The organism is Spirillospora sp. NPDC049024 (assembly GCF_040649235.1).
Classification (GTDB): Bacteria; Actinomycetota; Actinomycetes; order Streptosporangiales; family Streptosporangiaceae; genus Spirillospora.
Genome location: NZ_JBEZFD010000002.1, coordinates 324463 through 341044 on the forward strand (window position 1 = coordinate 324463; position 16582 = coordinate 341044).

At 73.5% G+C, this 16582-nt stretch carries 16 protein-coding genes; 11 read left to right on the top strand and 5 right to left on the bottom strand.

Annotation, left to right across the window (positions count from 1 at the left end):
• Positions 1-30 precede the first annotated feature (30 nt).
• The 5 genes from AB0C21_RS04345 to AB0C21_RS04365 all read left to right on the top strand — a co-directional run bounded on the left by AB0C21_RS04345 (position 31) and on the right by AB0C21_RS04365 (position 5026).
• Entirely contained in the window at positions 31-780 is a 750-nt protein-coding gene (locus AB0C21_RS04345; protein WP_500202629.1) for a LytR/AlgR family response regulator transcription factor, read from the top strand.
• A 92-nt stretch (positions 781-872) separates the two neighbouring features.
• Positions 873-1181: a DUF485 domain-containing protein gene (locus AB0C21_RS04350; protein ID WP_235037105.1), complete on the top strand. Its 309-nt coding sequence runs from the start codon at positions 873-875 to the stop codon at positions 1179-1181.
• Positions 1178-2908 (top strand): sodium/solute symporter, encoded by a 1731-nt coding sequence (locus AB0C21_RS04355; RefSeq protein ID WP_500202630.1) that lies wholly within the window; start codon positions 1178-1180, stop codon positions 2906-2908. Before AB0C21_RS04350 ends, AB0C21_RS04355 begins: the two co-directional genes overlap by 4 nt.
• Positions 2909-3059: 151 nt before the next feature.
• Positions 3060-3419 carry a DUF485 domain-containing protein gene (locus tag AB0C21_RS04360; RefSeq protein WP_500202631.1) on the top strand — a complete coding sequence of 120 codons (360 nt, stop codon included), beginning with the start codon at positions 3060-3062 and terminating at the stop codon, positions 3417-3419.
• Entirely contained in the window at positions 3416-5026 is a 1611-nt protein-coding gene (locus tag AB0C21_RS04365) for a monocarboxylic acid transporter (RefSeq protein ID WP_500202632.1), read from the top strand. Before AB0C21_RS04360 ends, AB0C21_RS04365 begins: the two co-directional genes overlap by 4 nt.
• A gap of 125 nt (positions 5027-5151) precedes the next feature.
• Here the strand turns inward: AB0C21_RS04365 and AB0C21_RS04370 are convergent, their stop codons facing one another.
• Positions 5152-5736, bottom strand: coding sequence for a DUF2867 domain-containing protein (locus AB0C21_RS04370; protein ID WP_500202633.1), 585 nt, complete (start codon positions 5734-5736; stop codon positions 5152-5154).
• Positions 5737-5838: 102 nt separating this feature from the next.
• Here AB0C21_RS04370 and AB0C21_RS04375 point away from each other — a divergent pair, with 102 nt between their 5' ends.
• Entirely contained in the window at positions 5839-6411 is a 573-nt protein-coding gene (locus tag AB0C21_RS04375) for a TetR/AcrR family transcriptional regulator (RefSeq protein WP_500202634.1), read from the top strand.
• Between the two features lie 43 nt (positions 6412-6454).
• On the opposite strand, the gene AB0C21_RS04380 is transcribed toward AB0C21_RS04375, so the two are convergent.
• The 3 genes from AB0C21_RS04380 to AB0C21_RS04390 all read right to left on the bottom strand — a co-directional run bounded on the left by AB0C21_RS04380 (position 6455) and on the right by AB0C21_RS04390 (position 8488).
• Positions 6455-7351, bottom strand: a complete 897-nt coding sequence (locus AB0C21_RS04380; protein ID WP_500202635.1) for a hypothetical protein — start codon at positions 7349-7351, stop codon at positions 6455-6457.
• Positions 7352-7353: 2 nt separating this feature from the next.
• Positions 7354-7854 (bottom strand): SigE family RNA polymerase sigma factor, encoded by a 501-nt coding sequence (locus tag AB0C21_RS04385; RefSeq protein ID WP_500202636.1) that lies wholly within the window; start codon positions 7852-7854, stop codon positions 7354-7356.
• Between the two features lie 76 nt (positions 7855-7930).
• Entirely contained in the window at positions 7931-8488 is a 558-nt protein-coding gene (locus AB0C21_RS04390) for a maleylpyruvate isomerase family mycothiol-dependent enzyme (RefSeq protein ID WP_500202637.1), read from the bottom strand.
• 73 nt (positions 8489-8561) lie between these two features.
• On the opposite strand from AB0C21_RS04390, the gene AB0C21_RS04395 reads away from it, so the two are divergent.
• The 3 genes from AB0C21_RS04395 to AB0C21_RS04405 are packed head-to-tail and all read left to right on the top strand — an operon-like array spanning position 8562 to position 12201.
• Positions 8562-9164 carry a TetR/AcrR family transcriptional regulator gene (locus AB0C21_RS04395; RefSeq protein WP_500202638.1) on the top strand — a complete coding sequence of 201 codons (603 nt, stop codon included), beginning with the start codon at positions 8562-8564 and terminating at the stop codon, positions 9162-9164.
• 56 nt (positions 9165-9220) lie between these two features.
• Entirely contained in the window at positions 9221-10582 is a 1362-nt protein-coding gene (locus tag AB0C21_RS04400) for a DUF2201 family putative metallopeptidase (RefSeq protein WP_500202639.1), read from the top strand.
• 23 nt (positions 10583-10605) lie between these two features.
• On the top strand, positions 10606-12201 hold the full coding sequence (locus tag AB0C21_RS04405; RefSeq protein WP_500202640.1) for a hypothetical protein: 1596 nt from the start codon (positions 10606-10608) through the stop codon (positions 12199-12201).
• Between the two features lie 4 nt (positions 12202-12205).
• Here the strand turns inward: AB0C21_RS04405 and AB0C21_RS04410 are convergent, their stop codons facing one another.
• Positions 12206-13516 carry an SDR family NAD(P)-dependent oxidoreductase gene (locus AB0C21_RS04410; RefSeq protein WP_500202641.1) on the bottom strand — a complete coding sequence of 437 codons (1311 nt, stop codon included), beginning with the start codon at positions 13514-13516 and terminating at the stop codon, positions 12206-12208.
• Between the two features lie 148 nt (positions 13517-13664).
• On the opposite strand from AB0C21_RS04410, the gene AB0C21_RS04415 reads away from it, so the two are divergent.
• Positions 13665-14603: a hypothetical protein gene (locus AB0C21_RS04415; RefSeq protein ID WP_500202642.1), complete on the top strand. Its 939-nt coding sequence runs from the start codon at positions 13665-13667 to the stop codon at positions 14601-14603.
• Positions 14600-16555: a hypothetical protein gene (locus AB0C21_RS04420; protein WP_500202643.1), complete on the top strand. Its 1956-nt coding sequence runs from the start codon at positions 14600-14602 to the stop codon at positions 16553-16555. The genes AB0C21_RS04415 and AB0C21_RS04420 overlap by 4 nt, the downstream gene beginning before the upstream one ends.
• The last annotated feature ends 27 nt before the right edge of the window (positions 16556-16582 follow it).

A 16582-nucleotide genomic window follows, 5' to 3' on the forward strand; every position in this document is an offset into this window, starting at 1 on the left:
TGTGGCGAACGGTGTGGAAAGGATGGTCTTGTGGGCCTGCGTGTCCTGGCGGTGGACGACGAGGCGCCCGCGCTCGACGACCTCGTCCACCTGCTGCGCGCCGACCCGCGCATCGGGGAGATCGACACCGCCCGGGACGGGGCCGCCGCGCTGCGCAAGCTCGACCGGGCGCTCGCCGAGGGGCGTCCCGTAGCCGCCGTCTTCCTCGACATCCGGATGCCCGGCCTGGACGGCACCGTGCTCGGCCGCGTCCTCGCCCAGTTCGCCCGCGCCCCGCAGATCGTCTACGTCACGGCGTACGAGGAGCACGCCGTGGACGCGTTCGAGATCAAGGCGGCCGACTACATCCTCAAGCCGGTGCGGCCGGAGCGGCTGGCCGTGGCGATCCGGCGGGTCACCGAGGCCGTCGGGGAGGACGAGGCCGCGCCGGAGCCGTCCGAGCCGGAGCCCATGCCCGTCGAGCTGGGCGGGGTGACCCGGTTCGTCACGCCCGCGGAGGTGCTGTACGTCGAGGCGCAGGGCGACTACGCGCGGCTCCACACGCCGGGCGGCAGCCACCTGGTGCGGATCCCGCTCGCCGCGCTGAGCGAGCGGTGGAGCGGCGCCGGGTTCGTCCGGGTGCACCGCAGCCATCTCGTGGCGCTGTCGGCGATCACGGAACTGCGGCTCGACTCGGGGCGCTGCACCGTCGTCGTGGGCGGCGCCGAGCTGCCGGTCGCCCGCAGGCACGTGCGCGAGCTGCGCGACCTGCTCTTCCGCCGGGCGAGGCGGTCCCCCTGAACGGGGCGGAACCGGGCCCGCGGGGCGTCGCGCCCGGGAGGACGCTGGTCACCGGGCCGCGGACCCGGGCCGTCCGGCGGCCCCGGTACCCGGTGACGCGGGAGATCGACGAGCAGACCGGGCTCGGCGAGGCGTACATGCGGTCGCTGGTGCGCGCGCAGTGGCGGCTGGCGGCCCGGTTGTGCCTGGTCCTCGCGGTGGTGGTGCTCGGCCTGCCGCTGCTGTTCGCGCTCGTCCCCGCGGTGCGCGAGCAGGAGGTGTTCGGGCTGCCGCTGCCGTGGGTGCTGCTCGGCGGGCTGATCTACCCGTGGTTCGTCGCCTGCGGCTGGTGGTACGTCCGGCAGGCCGAGCGCAACGAGGACGACTTCGCCGACCTCGTCGACCGGGCCGACCGGCTGTGAGCACCGCGTACGGGCTCGCGGGCGTGCTGCTGGTCGTCGTCGCGACCATGCTCGTCGGCGTGCTCGGGGTGCGGATCTCCCGCACGACCTCCGACTTCTACGTCGCGTCCCGGACGGTGACGCCGCTGCGCAACGCGTCCGCGATCGGCGGGGAGTACCTGTCGGCCGCGTCGTTCCTCGGCATCGCCGGGCTGATCCTCGCCTACGGCGCCGACATGCTGTGGCTGCCCGTGGGCTGGACGGGCGGCTACCTCGTCCTGCTCGTCCTGGTGTCGGCGCCGCTGCGCCGCTCCGGCGCCTACACGCTGCCGGACTTCGCCGAGGCGCGCCTGGAGTCCATGGCGGTGCGGCGCGTCGCGAGCGTGTTCGTCGTGCTGATCAGCTGGCTGTACCTGCTGCCCCAGTTCCAGAGCGCCGGGCTGGTGCTGCGCACGGTCACGGGCGCGCCGGTGTGGACGGGCGGCGTCCTCATCGCGGTCGTCGTGGCGGCGAACGTGCTGGTCGGGGGCATGCGCAGCGTCACGATGGTGCAGGCGTTCCAGTACTGGCTGAAGCTGACCGCGCTGGCCGTGCCGCTGGTGTTCCTGCTGATGGCGTGGCGGTACGACGGCGCGCCCGGCCTGTCGTCGGACGTCCCGCCGCGGTTCGGCGACCGCACGACCGTCGCGGTCGGCATGGCCGTCACCGTGGAGGTCACGACACCCGTCCAGGTGGCCGTGGACGGACGGGTCGACGGGCGCGCCTACTCCGGCGCCCCGCTCGCGCTGGGGCCGGGGCCGCACCACTTCGACCAGGACACGTCCGTCACCTTCCCGGCGGGCGCCGACGTCCCGCACGTCAGCGGGCGCCCCGCGACCACCGGGCGGGAGTGGGCGCTGCCGCTCGACGGGCGCGACCACTCCCTCTACGCCACCTACTCGCTGATCCTCGCCACGTTCCTCGGGACGATGGGGCTCCCGCACGTCCTCGTCCGCTTCTACACCAACCCGGACGGGCGCACCGCCCGCCGCACGACGGTCGTGGTGCTCTCGCTGCTCGGTGCGTTCTACCTGCTGCCCGCCCTGTACGGGGTGCTCGGGCGCCTCTACACGCCCGAGCTGCTGATGACCGGGCGGGCCGACGCCGTCGTCCTCACCCTGCCCGGACGGCTCATCGGCGGGCTCGGCGGCGACCTGCTGGGCGCGCTCGTGACGGGCGGGGCGGTGGCGGCGTTCCTGTCCACCTCGTCCGGCATCACCGTCTCGGTCGCGGGGGTGCTGGCGCAGGACATCCTGCGCGGCGGCGTCCGCTCGTTCCGCGTCGGGACGCTGCTCGCCCTCGCCGTCCCGCTCGGCCTGGCGATCGCGGCCCGGTCCCTCGCCGTCGCGGACGTCGTCGGGCTGGCGTTCGCCGTCGCGGCGTCCACGTTCTGCCCGCTGCTCGTCCTCGGCGTCTGGTGGCGGCGGCTCACCGTGCCGGGCGCGCTCGCCGGGCTCACCCTCGGGGGCGTGCTCGCCGGTACCGCGGTGGTGGTGACGATCGCCGCCGGCCCGCCGGCCGGGCTGCTCGGCGCGCTGCTCGCCCAGCCCGCCGCCTGGACGGTCCCGATCGCGTTCACCGTCATGATCGTCGTCTCGCTGTGCACGCCCCGGCGGACACCGCGCGGTGTCGCCCGGATGATGGTGCGCCTGCACACCCCGGAGTCGCTCGACGTGGACCGGGGCACCTGGCGGCCCAAGCGGGTGTGACCGTTCGTCGTGCCAGAACGACCGTTCGGCGACGGTCGCGGCCTTCCGGCGACGGTGAATGGCGGCTTGCCGCAGCCTCGCCCGCGCCCCCTCGTCGGCTTCCAGCAGGCTCTTTACCGTGGCGCGTGACCGGCGTCACAACCGAGGAGGGGTGGGCGTGTCCTTCGAAAAGAACGCCCCCGGCACCGTCTATGAACGGTTCCAGGGCACTACGGAGTTCCAGGAACTCCGGTCCAGATTCCGCCGATTCGTGTTCCCGATGACCGCGGCTTTCCTCAGCTGGTACCTGCTGTACGTCGTCCTGTCGGGATGGGCGCGCGACTTCATGGGCACCCAGCTGTTCGGGGCCGTCAACATCGCCCTGGTCTTCGGGCTGCTGCAGTTCGTCTCCACCTTCCTCATCGCCTACCTGTACGCGCGGCACGCCGAGCGCCGCCTCGACCCGGTCTCCGACGAGATCCGCGCCCGCATCGAAGCGGAGTCGGCCCCGGCCGCGGAGGAGGCCCGATGAGCAACGAGACCCTGTCGATCATCCTGTTCCTGGTCTTCGTGGCGGCCACCCTGGCGATCACCGTCTGGGCGAGCCGCAACACCCGCAACGCCACCGACTTCTACGCCGGCGGGCGGTCGTTCTCCGGTGCGCAGAACGGCATGGCGATCGGCGGCGACTACATGTCCGCCGCGTCGTTCCTCGGCATCGCCGGCCTGATCGCGCTGTACGGGTACGACGGGTTCCTGTACTCGATCGGGTTCCTCGTCGCGTGGCTGGTGGCGCTGCTGCTCGTCGCCGAGCTGCTGCGCAACTCCGGCCGCTTCACGATGGCGGACGTGCTGGCGTTCCGGATGAGCCCCCGCCCGGTCCGCACCGCCGCCGGCGTCTCCACCATCGTCGTGTCGATCTTCTACCTGCTGGCGCAGATGGTCGGCGCGGGCGCGCTGGTGTCGCTGCTGTTCGGCTTCACCGGCGACTTCGCCAAGGGCGCGACGATCGCGCTGGTCGGCGTGCTGATGATCGTGTACGTGGTGTTCGGCGGGATGAAGGGCACCACCTGGGTGCAGATCGTCAAGGCCGTCCTGCTGATGACCGGCGCCACCCTGATCACGCTGCTGGTGCTGGGCAAGTTCGGGTTCAACCTGTCCAGCCTGCTGAACGACGCCGCCGACCAGAGCGGCAAGGGCGGCGCGTTCCTGGAGCCGGGGCTGCGCTACGCGACCGCGGAGCAGGGCCTCACCGGCAAGCTCGACCTGATCAGCCTCGGTCTGGCGCTCGTCCTCGGCACCGCCGGGCTGCCGCACATCCTGATCCGCTTCTACACCGTCCCGACCGCCCGCGACGCCCGCAAGTCGGTGCTGTGGGGCATCGGCATCATCGGCGTGTTCTACCTGCTCACCCTGGTCCTCGGCTTCGGCGCCGCCGCGCTCGTCGGGTCCAAGGAGATCGCCAAGGCCAACCCGGCGGGCAACACCGCGGCCCCGCAGCTGGCCCAGAAGATCGGTGAGATCGTCTTCGGGGACGCGGGCGGGACGATCCTGCTCGCGGTCATCGCGGCGGTCGCGTTCGCGACGATCCTCGCGGTCGTGGCGGGCCTCACCCTCGCCTCGTCCTCGTCGTTCTCCCACGACCTGTACGCCCACGTGTTCAAGAAGGGCAAGGCCTCGGAGCGGGACGAGGTGCGCGTCGCCCGCATCTCCGCGTTCGTGATCGGCGCCGTGGCGATCGTGCTCGGCATCTACGCGCAGCGCCTGAACGTGGCGTTCCTCGTCGCGCTGGCCTTCGCGGTCGCGGCGTCCGGGAACCTGCCCGCGATCCTCTACAGCCTGTTCTGGAAGCGGTTCAACACCACCGGCGCCGTCTCCGCCATCTACGGCGGCCTCGGCTCGGCCATCTTCCTGGTGGCCTTCTCGCCGGTCGTGTCGGGCACGGAGAAGTCCCTGTTCACCGACTCCGACTTCAGCTGGTTCCCGCTGGACAACCCCGGGATCATCTCCATCCCGTTCGGCTTCCTGTGCGGCTTGGCCGGAACCCTGCTCAGCAAGGAGTACAACGCGGCCAAGTACGCCGAGATCGAGGTCCGCTCCCTCACGGGCGCGGGCGCCGAGAAGGCGGCCGAGCACTAGCAGGCACCGAGAGCCGCCGCGCGGGCGGCCGTCGCCCGGTCCCGCGCGGCTCGCGGCCCCGTCCCTCCTGCCCCCGCAGGGACGGGGCCGCTCCATGCCCGGGGGGCCGGGCGGGACGGCGCCGGTCAGGCCGCCTTCGCCTGGGCGGCCCGCCACTCGCGGCCGATCGTGCGCATCATCGACGGGTAGACGAGGGCGTGGCGGAACGGCAGGATCGCGGCCATGTAGGCCCTGCCGAACCGGCCGTTCGGCTTCACCAGGACGGCCATCTGGGCGCGGTGGCCGCCGGAGCCGTCCTCGACCCAGCCGATGTGCATGACGCCGTGCACCGTCCGGTTGGCCATCTCCGCCGCCCACTCGTCGCCGGTCAGGTACAGCGACCGGAACGGCAGCGAGCCGAAGGCGGGGCCCGGCGAGTGCTCGCGCAGATCGTCGGGCAGCCGGTCGCTCAGCGTCCGCACCCGTGCGTCGAGGCCGGCGTCCTCCTTGTCCCAGCCGAACAGCCTCCCGAGCTTCCAGCGGATCTCCATGAGCATGCCGGCGACGCCGGACAGTCCGGCCTCACCGGAGGTCATCTGCTTCACCAGCCTCGGAAAGTCGTCCGGGCCGCCGGTGGCGGGCAGTGCCCAGACGTCCTCGATCCGGAAGTCGGGCGTGATCTCGTGTATCCGCCAGGGGCGGTCGGTGTGCGCGGTCGGGGGGAGCTTCATTGCGAGCCTCCTCGGTCGGCGGACGCTCCGTCGCGCCCGCCTCGCGGCCAAATATACGGCACCGTATGAATCGGCTCCGGGTGGGGGAGGCGATAATGGGCCATGCCCGCCGTATTGCGCACGCCTCGCAGCAGCTGGATCGAGCAGGGCCTGAAGGCCCTCGCCGCCGGCGGGCCCGACGCCGTCCGGGTCGAGGCCCTCGCCCAGGCGCTCGGCGTCACCAAGGGCGGCTTCTACGGCCACTTCCCCGACCGCAAGGCGCTGCTGGCCGCCATGCTCGACGAGTGGGAGCGGCGGTCCGTCGACGACCTGCGCGACCAGGTCGAACGCGAGGGCGGCGACGCCCGCACCAAGATCAGGCGAGCGGGTCTCCTCACCCGCGCCGGCGACCGCCTCCATGTCGACCTCGCCATGCGCGACTGGGCCCGCCGCGACCCGGACGTGGCCGAGCGCGTCCGCCGCGTGGACAACCAGCGCATGGACTACCTGCGCGAGCTGTTCGGCACCTTCTGCGCGGACCCCGACGAGGTCGAGGCCCGCAGCATGCTCGCCTTCTGCCTCCTGGTCGGCAGCCACTTCCTCGCCGCCGACCATGGCGGCCGCACCCGGGCCGAGGTCACCGAACGGGCCGGCCGCCTCCTCCTCGCGACGGCCGAGGCACCCGGCGACGCCTGAGCCCCTCCGGGCCGGCGCCAGGTCGGCGCCGGCCGGGTCCGGTTCAGTCGCAGAGCGTTGGGCGGGGGCGGGTCAGACCGTCGGTGCAGTCCTCGGGCGCGAAGCCCGCCTGCTCGGTGCGCACCTTGGGTCGCCAGGTGTAGCGGGAACGTCCCGCGGCGTCGTACCCGGTCACGCTCGCGACGCGGATCGTGGGGCCCGTCATGGCCCCCTTCGACATCGGACCGGTGGCCTTCCGGTCCGGCATCATCTCGGCGGGCGTCTGAGTGACGAAGAACCCGTTGCGGACGGCGGCCTCGGCCTCCCGACCGCCCTCCCAAGCCACGTGAACCCTGGCGACGCTGGGCTTGGCGCGCCCGACGACCACGGCGTGCAACCCGTTCGAGTCGCTGAGCGCCTGGACCTGCATGATGCCGTCCACGCGCAACGGCGCGCCGAATCCGAAGAGCCCGCCGCCCGGCTTTCCCGGCCAGGTGTGGAGCTTCGGAGGCTCGGTGTTGCCCCTCCCGTTGCCCACGCAGAGCACGTAACCGCGGCGGCTTCCAACCTCCACGAGCCGTCCGCCCGGCACCGGCATCTCCGTCAGAACCCGGAAGTCCGAGGCGCTGCCCTTGTCGGGACGCTTCTCGCCCATGGAGCCCGTCGGCGGACCGTTGCGCATGCAGGCGCGGGCGAGAGCCCGCTCCTCAGGGGTGTTCTCCGGCAGCCCCTTTCCCGGGCCGGGGGAACTGAGGACGCTGGGCGCGGAGGGCTCGCGCACCGCCGTGACCGCCGCCGGCACCGCGACCGCCAGGGCGAGGGCCGCCGCGCAGGCGGCGGCCGTCCTGGTCCTGCGGCGCCGGTCGGCGGTGCGCACGGCGCGTTCGATGAGGTCGTCGGCGGGGTCGGGGGCGCGTTCGGCCAGCGCGGCGAGGGCGTCCTTGAGCATCTGGTCGGTCATGGTCAGCTCCCCGTGGGTGCGAGGTGGGCGGCGAGGTCGGGGGCCAGTTCCCGGAGCCGGGCGATGGCGCGGTGCGTCTGGCTGCGGACGGTGCCGACCGAGCAGCCCATGATCTCGGCGACCTCGCGTTCCGGGAGGTCCTCGTAGTAGCGCAGGACGAGCACCGCCCGCTTGCGGGGCGGCAGGGACAGCAGCGCGCGCTCCAGCGTCACCCGCAGATCGACGTCGGGGCCGGACGAGGGGAGGTCCGGCGGCTCGGCGACGACCGCCTCGCGGCCGCGCCGCCGCCACCGGGTCGCCTGCTCGTTGTACATGGCCCGGCGCACGTAGCCCTCCGGGTTGTCGCGCACGTGCCGCCACCGCGCGGCCGTCTTCGCCAGCGCGTTCTGAAGCAGGTCCTCTGCGGCGTGCTGGTCGCCCGTCAGGACGTAAGCCGTCCGGATGAGCCTGCTCGACCGTGCCGCGACGAACGCGCCGAAGCTCTCGCGGGCCTCTCGGTTCACGGGGCCTCCTCTGGGGGTGTCACCTCCTCAGACATTCCGGAGGCCCGCCACTATGCCGCGATCTTCCCGCGGGACGTCAGGCAGGCGGGGACCAGCGCGGGTCGCGGCCGAGGAGCGCGGCGATGTTGTCGATCGCCGGGCGGGCCGGGTCCTCGGCGAGGGGCGGCCGGTAGGCCGCGCCCGGTCCGTTGAGGGGGCTGCCGGGGGCGGTGTTGGCGCGGGCGAGCGGCAGCGCGGCGTCGGTGATCCAGGACGGCGCGGCGGGCGCGGTCCCGAGCGCACGCGCCAGGTCCCAGCGGTGGACCAGCATGTCGACCGCGTGGATGCCGAGCACCCACTCGGTGGACAACGGCCCCAGCCGGGGCATGGTGACGGTCTCGCCCGCCCGTTCGAGCACGGCGAGGCAGCGGGCGGCGGTCAGGGCGAAGTCGCCGCGCGGGTCGCCGGACGGTTCGCGGGCCGGCAGCGCGGTCCGCGCGATGGCCTCGTGGCGCTCGTTCATGTGGCGGAGCAGGTCCGTGACCGTCCATCCCTCGCAGGGGGTCGGGGCCGCCATCGCGGCGTCGGGGACCATCGCCACGTCGTGGCCGATGAGGGCCAGGGCCGTGGCGTCGAGCCGGAGCAGATCGGTCATGTCGCCTCCCGTTCTTTGGCGAACGGTCGTCCGCCAAAGCCCATAGCGTACGCTCGTTCGCTATCCTGGCGCCATGTCTCCTCGTCATTCGGCGGCCGAAGCGGCCCGGACGCGCGACCGGATCCTGCGCGCCGCGGTGCGGGACGCCTCCCGGCTGGGTCTGGAGGGCCTGACGGTCGGCTCGCTGGCGCAGCGGCTCGACATGAGCAAGGCGGGCCTGGTCGGGCCGTTCGGGTCGCGCGAGCGGCTGCTCATGGCCGCGCTCGAAGAGGCCTGCGAGGTGTTCCGCGCGGCGGTCATCGACCCGCTGGCGGACCTGCCGCCCGGGCCGGGGCGGCTCGCCCGGCTCATCGACGGATGGGTGGACTACCTGGCCGACTGCCCGTTCCCCGGGGGCTGCTTCCTCACGTCCGCCTCGTCCGAGCTCGACGGGCGCCCGGGGCCGCTGCGCGAGCGGCTGCGGGAGATCGTCGCCGCCGGCCGGCGGGGGCTGGCCGCCGAGGTCGCCGCCGCCCAGGCCGCGCTGCCGGGGCCGCACCGTCCCCCGGAGGAGGTCGCCACGACGCTGATCGGCCTGTCGATGGCGGCCAACCAGGAGATCCAGCTGCTGGAGGACCCCTCGGCCGCGTCCCGTGCGCGGGACGCCATGCGCCACGCGGCCGGGCTGCCCGCCTGAATCCCCGGCCCCGTAAACCGGTGGAACGGGGCGCGGGTTGCCGGGAGGGTGGAGGCGTGGGGTACGGAGAGGTCAGGCGCCCGCGGGCGCCGGTCGTCGAGCTCGCCGATCGGCGGGCGCTGGAGCGGTGGCGGCCCGCCGACGAGGAGGTCGTCGAGGCGGCGCGGCGGTTGAAGGAGCGGGCGCTGCTCGAACTGGGGATGACGCACAGCGCCATCGCGTCGTGGCTGTTCAGCAAGTGCCACCACCAGGTGCCCACCACGGCGGTGGACACGGCGGCCGTGGTCGCCTCCGGGGACGGGTCCTGCCTGCTCCTCTACAACCCCGAGTTCTTCGTCGGGATCGGGGCCGAAGGGGTGCGGTTCGTGCTGTTCCACGAGGCCCGGCACCTCGTCCAGCGGCACCTCTTCGCGGACGCCGACCTGCGGAGCGACCCGGTCTTCACGCTGGCGTGCGAGGTCACGATCAACCATGTCGCGATGGTGCGGCTGGGCGGCGGGCTGCCCGAGATCGGCGGCGAGCCCGTGGGGATCTCGCCGCGCGGGGTGTACCGGGACTACGTCGATGACCTGCGAGACCAGGGCGCCGATCCGCTCCCGTACGAGGAGTGGGTCGACACCGACATGAGCGTCTACCGGGAGCTCGGGCGGATGCGGAACCCGCCGGGCGCCTGGCAGGCGGCCTGCATCCACGTGCTCGTCGACGCGCTCGACGGGGAGACGGCCGGCCGGATCGCCGACGACGTGCTGCGGAGCGTGCTCATCGCGGCGCGGCGCGGCGACCGGACGGCGCGCGGGGAACTGCTCGACCTCCTCCGGCGCACCGAGGGGGCGTCGGAGGGCGTCGACCGCATCTGGGGCGACCTCGGCGCGCATGCGCTGCGGGGCGTCACGTCGGCCACGCGGCGGGTCGAGTGGTGGCAGCGGTGGCTCGTGGACGTGCTCGCCTCGAAGCTGGAGGAGGGGGAGCGGCTCGTCTACCCGAAGAAGCGCGGGGCGGTGCTCGCGGCGCTCGGGCACGAGCCGATGCTGGCGCGGCACGGGCCGCAGCGGGTGAAGTCGCTGGTCATCGCGCTGGACACGTCCGGGTCGATGCCGGACGGCGTGGTCGAGTGGCTGGGCGAGCTGGTCGGCCGGATCGACGGGGCCGAGGCCGAGTGGGTCGCCTTCGACGCGACGGTGAAGCCGTTCCGGCCCGGCGAGCCGCTCCGGGGCGGCGGCGGGACGAGCTTCGAGGCCGTCCGGCGGCACGTGGAGGGACGGGACGAGCCCGCGGACGCCGTCATCGTCGTGACCGACGGGTACGCCGACCCGATCCTCCCCATGGACCCGGGGAAGTGGATCTGGCTCATCACCTCCGGCGGCGACGAGTGGCCGGAGCGGCGGGGAATGGCCTGCCACCGGGTCCGGCCGAGGTGATCTGTCGGCTACGGTGACGGCTCATGGCCCCCCACTCCCGGATCCGCGCCAACGACCTCCTGGGCTGCACGGCCGGACTGCTCCGGTTCGCGACGCCCGACGAGATGGACGTGCTGCTCGGCCACCTCCCGCTGAGCCTGCTCGAACACGCGCTGAGCAGCCACGGGACGCCGAACCGGGTCGTCCTTGAGGCCCTGCTGCGGCGCGGCCGGGCCGGCGACCTGGACCTGCTCGTCCGGCACGCCGTGCTCGTCGGCGATCCGCCGGAGCTGCTGGGGCGGCTGCTCGACCTGGACGACCCCGAGGTCAACGCGACCCTGCTGACCGCCGAGAGCGCGCTCGGCCGCATCCCGCGCAACCTGCGCCGCCAGCTCGCCCACCAGACCTCCCGCCGGGACGGCGTCACGCCGCTGCCGCTGCCCGCCGAGGTGCGGGAGGCACTGCTGTCGACGCGGGGGCAGGAGCCTCTCGACCACGCGCTGCTGTACGCGGCGGACCCAGACCTGGCAGGGGGCGCGCTGCTGCACCTGGGCGCGGGCGCCGATCCGCACGGCGCCGTCCAGGCCTGCCGCACGCTCCTGGACGCGCACCGGGAGCATGAGATCCGGCGGCTCGTCGAGGACGGGCGGCTGCCCGCGTACCGGTGGGGGCCGGACCAGTCGGAGCCCAGCGTGCTCGCCTACGCGCAGGCGGCGCTGGCGAGCGCCGAGGGGGAGCGGCGGCTGCGGGAGCTGGCCGGGCGGGCGCGCCGTCCCGAGTTCCTGCGCACGGTGGCCGAGATCGCCGACGCGGACGGCTGCGAGCCGTGGCGCGGCACCCCGCTCGTCCGGACGGTCGTGAACCGCCGCGTCTTCTGCGTCCCGCGCGTCGGCTGGGACGCGGTGCTGGCGGACGAGCCGCGCCGCCGGGCCTCCGAGGGGCCGTTCCCGCTGCGTGCGGCCCGGTTCATGGCGAAACGTACCGACGTGCCGCTCGAACTCGTCCGGATGATCGTCGCCGACCATCCGGAAACGGCCGTCTACCTGCCCGACCCCGCCCCCGAAGTGCTCGCCGACCTCGTCGGGCTCGGGACGCGCGCGGGCGCGGACGTCATCGTCAAGGTCGTCGGGAACGGCCTCGTCGCGGGGACGCTGACGCCCGACCTCGTCGCCGCGACCGTCCCCGAGGAGACGCTGCGCGTGGCCGCCGACGCGCTGTGGCTCCCTGGCCTGCGCGGTACCGCTCGGCTCAGGGCCCGCCTCGGGTTGGACGGCGACGTCGTCCTGGCCCCGCCGTTCGTCGACGAGACCGGCCACGGGCGCGCGCGCAGCCTCCGCGAACCCGGCGTGCGGCGCCACTGGGACCCCGTCCTCGCCTACGGCAAGGCCGCGGGCGCCCTGTTCCGCGGGACGGGCGAGGTCACCGCCGACGCCGTGCTCGCGGCGGCGGACGTCGACGCGATCCTCGCCCCGTCCGAGGGCGTGCCCGACCCGCGGGTGCTGCGCCGCCTCGCCGAGCACGTCGACCGCCACCTCGGCGGGCGGCCCGAGGCGTGGCTGGTGGCGCGCAGGCTGCTGCAGGAGGGGTTCGTCGGGACGCTGCCGGAGCTGCTCGCGACCGCCGGCGCGGTCGCGAGCTGAGCCGTCACCAGTTGACGACCCGGTAGTCCTTCAGCAGGCAGCCGCTCGGCGGGTCGCCGTCGCGCTCGCCGCGCACGATCGGGTGGTAGATCCGGGCGGCGGCGTCCACGACGTCCAGCGGCGGGCGGAACCCGGCGGCGGTGCGGCGCGCCCGCGCGGGCTCGGGCTGCTGGTCGGTGAACCAGCCGGGGTCGACGCTGGTGACGTGCACGCCGTGCTCCGCCAGCTCGGACGCGGTCGTGCGCGTCAGCATGTTCAGCGCCGCCTTCGCCATGTTCGTGTGCGGATGCTCGGCGCCCTTGTACACGCGGTCGAACTGCCCTTCGACGGCCGAGACGTTCACCACGTACCGGCGCGGACGCGGCGACAGCTCCAGGAGGGGACGCAGCCGCCCCAGCAGGACGAACGGCGCCGTCACGTTGATGAGCTGCACCTCCAGCAGCTCCACGGGATCGACCTCGTGCACCAGCCGCGTCCATGAGTTGACCGGGGACGGGTCGGGGAGCAGCCCCGCCACGTCGACGGCGCCGGTCGGGAGGGGCACGGGCAGCGCGCCCGGCACCGCGACCCCCTCGCCCGCCGTCAGCTCGCCCGCCCGCTTCTCGCCCGCCAGCAGTTCCGCGTACGACTCGGGCGGATGCCGCAGCGTCTGCGCCGCCAGGTTCACCAGGATGTCGAGGGGCGCGCCGGCGTCCACGAGCGCGTCGCACCACCGGACGAGGGACGGGACGTCCCGCAGGTCCATGCCGACGATCGTGAGCCGGTCCCGCCAGTCGGCCTGGTCGGCGACCTCGGCGAAGCGGCGGCGCGCGTCGGCGGGGAACCGGGTCAGGGCGGTCACGGCCGCGCCGTCGCGCAGCAGTTTGAGAACGAGTTCGAACCCGGCCTTGACCCGCCCGCCCGTGACGATCGCGCGGCGTCCGGCCAGGTCGGCGCGCGCGTGCCGGTGCCGCCGGTGCTCCTCCGCGCACGGCGGGCAGAGGCGGTGGTAGAACGCGTCCGCCTCCCGGAAGTGCGCCTTGCAGACGTAGCAGGCGCGCAGCCCGCCCGTCACAGTCCCGGACGGGACGGCCTCGCGCGGCGGCTCGACGGGCGCGCCCTCGACCCGTCCCGGCGCGCCCGTGGCGGTCGCGGCCAGCATCCGCGCGTCGGCCGCCGCCTGGCGCACCCGGGCCGCGGCCCGCTCGCGCTCCCGGGTCCGGCGCACGAACGCGCCGGCCGCCGCCCGCACCCGCGCCAGGTCGGGATGGCCGTCCGGCGCGTCCGCCATCTCCGCCAGGACGCGCAGGCAGGTCCGCACATCGTCGTCACGCATGCGCACCATTTAAGACCGGGGCTCCTCCGCGTGTGACATCGCCGTTCTCCGCTCTCGCCCCTGGGCGTTTCCGGGCAAGATCACAAAACAGTCCCGGGGCGTCCGAACCGTGCGGATCCTGTCACTCCCCGCTGTTAGCGTCCGTCCAATGAAGGCTGCCGCCCTCGAACAAATGCTCCGGGACGATCCCGGCGACCTCGCCACTTGGCGCGTCTACGGCGACCGGCTCCGGGAACAAGGCGACGCCCGGGGAGCCCTCATCGAGCTCCAGCAGCGCCGCGACCGCACCCGCTCTGCCGACCGCGAGGCTCTGGACCGCGAGATCGCCGCGCTCGTGAACGAGCACCGGCGGAGCTGGGACGCCGCGCTGCCGGAGGGGGCGACCGTCCTGGAGCGCCGGTACGGGTTCGCCACGAAGGTCGCCGTCGAATGGTCCGACGACGCGCCCGCGCTGATCGAGCAGATCATGCACGCCCCCTTCGTGACCTCGCTGCGGATCGCGCCCTCCGCCGCGCAGACGCAGGACGACCTCGAGTGGGGCGATCCGACCGAGCCCGCACTGCCGGAGCCGTCCTCGTCCATCGACACCGGCGCCCTCGCGACGCTCGACCTCGGCCGGCTCGTCGAACTCGATCTCTCGTACCTGCGCATCGGCGCGCTCGGCGCCGAGGCCCTCGCCGTCTCGACGTTCTTCCGCTTCGAGGCGTCGGAATCGACCGGCCCCGGCGCCCCGGCGGGCCGGACCGAGATCCTCGACCTGCGCTACTGCCGTGTCGGCGACGCCGGCCTGGCCGCCCTCGCGGCGTCCCCGGGGTTCGCCGGCGTCCGCCGCCTGCGCCTCCAGCGGAACCTGCTCTCCGCGGACGGCGTTCGCGCGCTGCATCCTCTCACCGGCCTGGTCGAACTCGACCTGCGGTACAACGAGATCGGCGCGGAGGGGGCGGAGGCCCTGCTCGCCGCGCCCTTCATCGGCTCGTTGAGGCGGTTGCTGCTGTACCGCGACGACGTCGGAGACGCCGGCGCGACGATGCTCGCCGCCGCACCCCAGCTCCCGCCCGGACTGCGCAGCTACTGGAGGAACGTGTGAGCATCGAGCTCCGCGACGGCTTCTTCGCCCTGTCGAACGGCCGGGCCCCCGCCGAAGAGGTCGACCGCTACCGCGCCCTGGTCGACGCGACCGACACCGGGCCCACGACGGAGATCGACGGGCTGGCGGTCAGCTGGCACCCGACGGCGAGGTTCAAGGCGGTCCGCTTCGTCGACGCCGAGCGCATCGACGCCGGCGTGCGGGAGCTGTTCGCGCGGCCGAGCGAGAACGCGCCGTACCTCGCCGCGGTCTTCGTCGATCCCCGCGAGTTCTCGTTCCGCACGTTCGAGAACATCCTTCCGCTCGACCACCGGTTCGCAGGCGTCCCGCTGGAGCTCGAACTGGCCGAGCGCACCGAGGTCGCCGACGGCGTCCAGACGTTCTCGCTGCGGCTCCCCGCCACCGCCCGGGACTGCCTGGAGCAACTCGACTCGCTCGACCTGTACGTGCCGCCGCTCAACGCGGGGTCGCGGGGCGGCGACCGGTTCATCTTCCATTCGGCGCTGCTGGCCGAGGCCCTCACCGGCGCGGTGGCCAAGGCGATGCCGCAGCCGGCGCTCGACGGCTTCTCGCACGTGAACCCGGTGTTCCGCTGCAACCGTTTCGAGCCGGGCGACGCCGACTTCCACCGCCACCTCGACACCCCCTACTACGACGCCTCCCGCCGGCATGTCTCCCGCTACACGGTGCTGCTCTACCTCACCGGCGGATCGGCCGAGCCCGCCCTCGCCCTCGAAGGCGGCGCCGCGATCGAGACGATCGAGCCCTTCACCTGCGTGATCTTCGATCAGCGGTACGAGCACGAGGGCGCGCCGTACCGCGACGGCCGCAAGGTCTTCCTGCGCACCGAGCTCGTCTTCGCCGATCCGGAGGTCGAGCACGATCCCGGGATCGGCGCCCTGTTCAGCAAGGCCTGCTACCTGACCGGCGAGAGCGTCTTCGCTCCGGAACTCGCCCGCCACGCCGACGACTACTACAACCGGGTCGCCGCGGCGCACTGGAACGGCCTGCCCGCCGGGGACGGCCGCGAGCCCTTCGTCCACAAGCGGTTCCGCGGTGTGCACTTCGTCGCGAACGGCTATGACTTCTGGTTCGCCAAGAACGGCGGGCTCACGCTCGCCGAGTGCGCCGCCGTCACGCTGCTCGACTACTTCAACTGCAAGCTCGGCGGCAAGGCCTTCCGCACCCTGTGCGACTCGGAGGTGGTCGAGGCCGGCGGCACGGACTGGATCCCGGCCTTCCTCAGGGACAGGCGCGGTGAGTCGCCGGTCGTGCCGTTCGACAAGTCGATGCTGTTCCCGGAGCCGGAGGCGCCCTCCACGGACGAGCTGCCCGACTGCGCCTGCGGAATCTGCGGCGGGGAGGTGTTCAACCCGAACTTCGAGACGACGCGCAACGCCGAGATCATCAAGCACTACACCCGCGCGCAGGACTCCGCGAAGGCCGAGATCATGCCCGCGCCCATCCTGATGCTCGGCGAGGACGTCCATCTCGACCCCGACATGTTCGTCGTCGAGGGCGACCGCATCCACGTTCTCGGCAAGGAGGCTCTGGCGCCGGTGAACTTCGCCTCCTGCCAGGGCGGGCCCCGGTTCCCGGGTGCGGAGACCTTCATCGCCTCCGTGGCCGAGGTCGACGTGGCGCACTTCCTCGTCCCGCCGATCCTTTTCGCCGAGTCCGCCGACTGCTACCACCTCAAGTTCGACTTCTTCCGCAACACCTGGATGGCGAAGCACGAGCAGGCCACCGTCTCCGTGCCGATGATCCGTCAGGTCGACATGGAGGAGTTCCTCGACTTCGAGGAGACCTGCGAGTGCTGGTGCGAGTGCGACTGCGGCTGCGACGAGGAGGAAGAGTGCGTGTGCAGTTGCGAGGAGTGCGGCTGCGAGTGCGTCGAAGAGGACGATGAGACCGGCGAGGCGGAGGACGGCGAGGACGGCGACGAGGACTGACATCGCGAGCACTCGACGGTGCAGGCG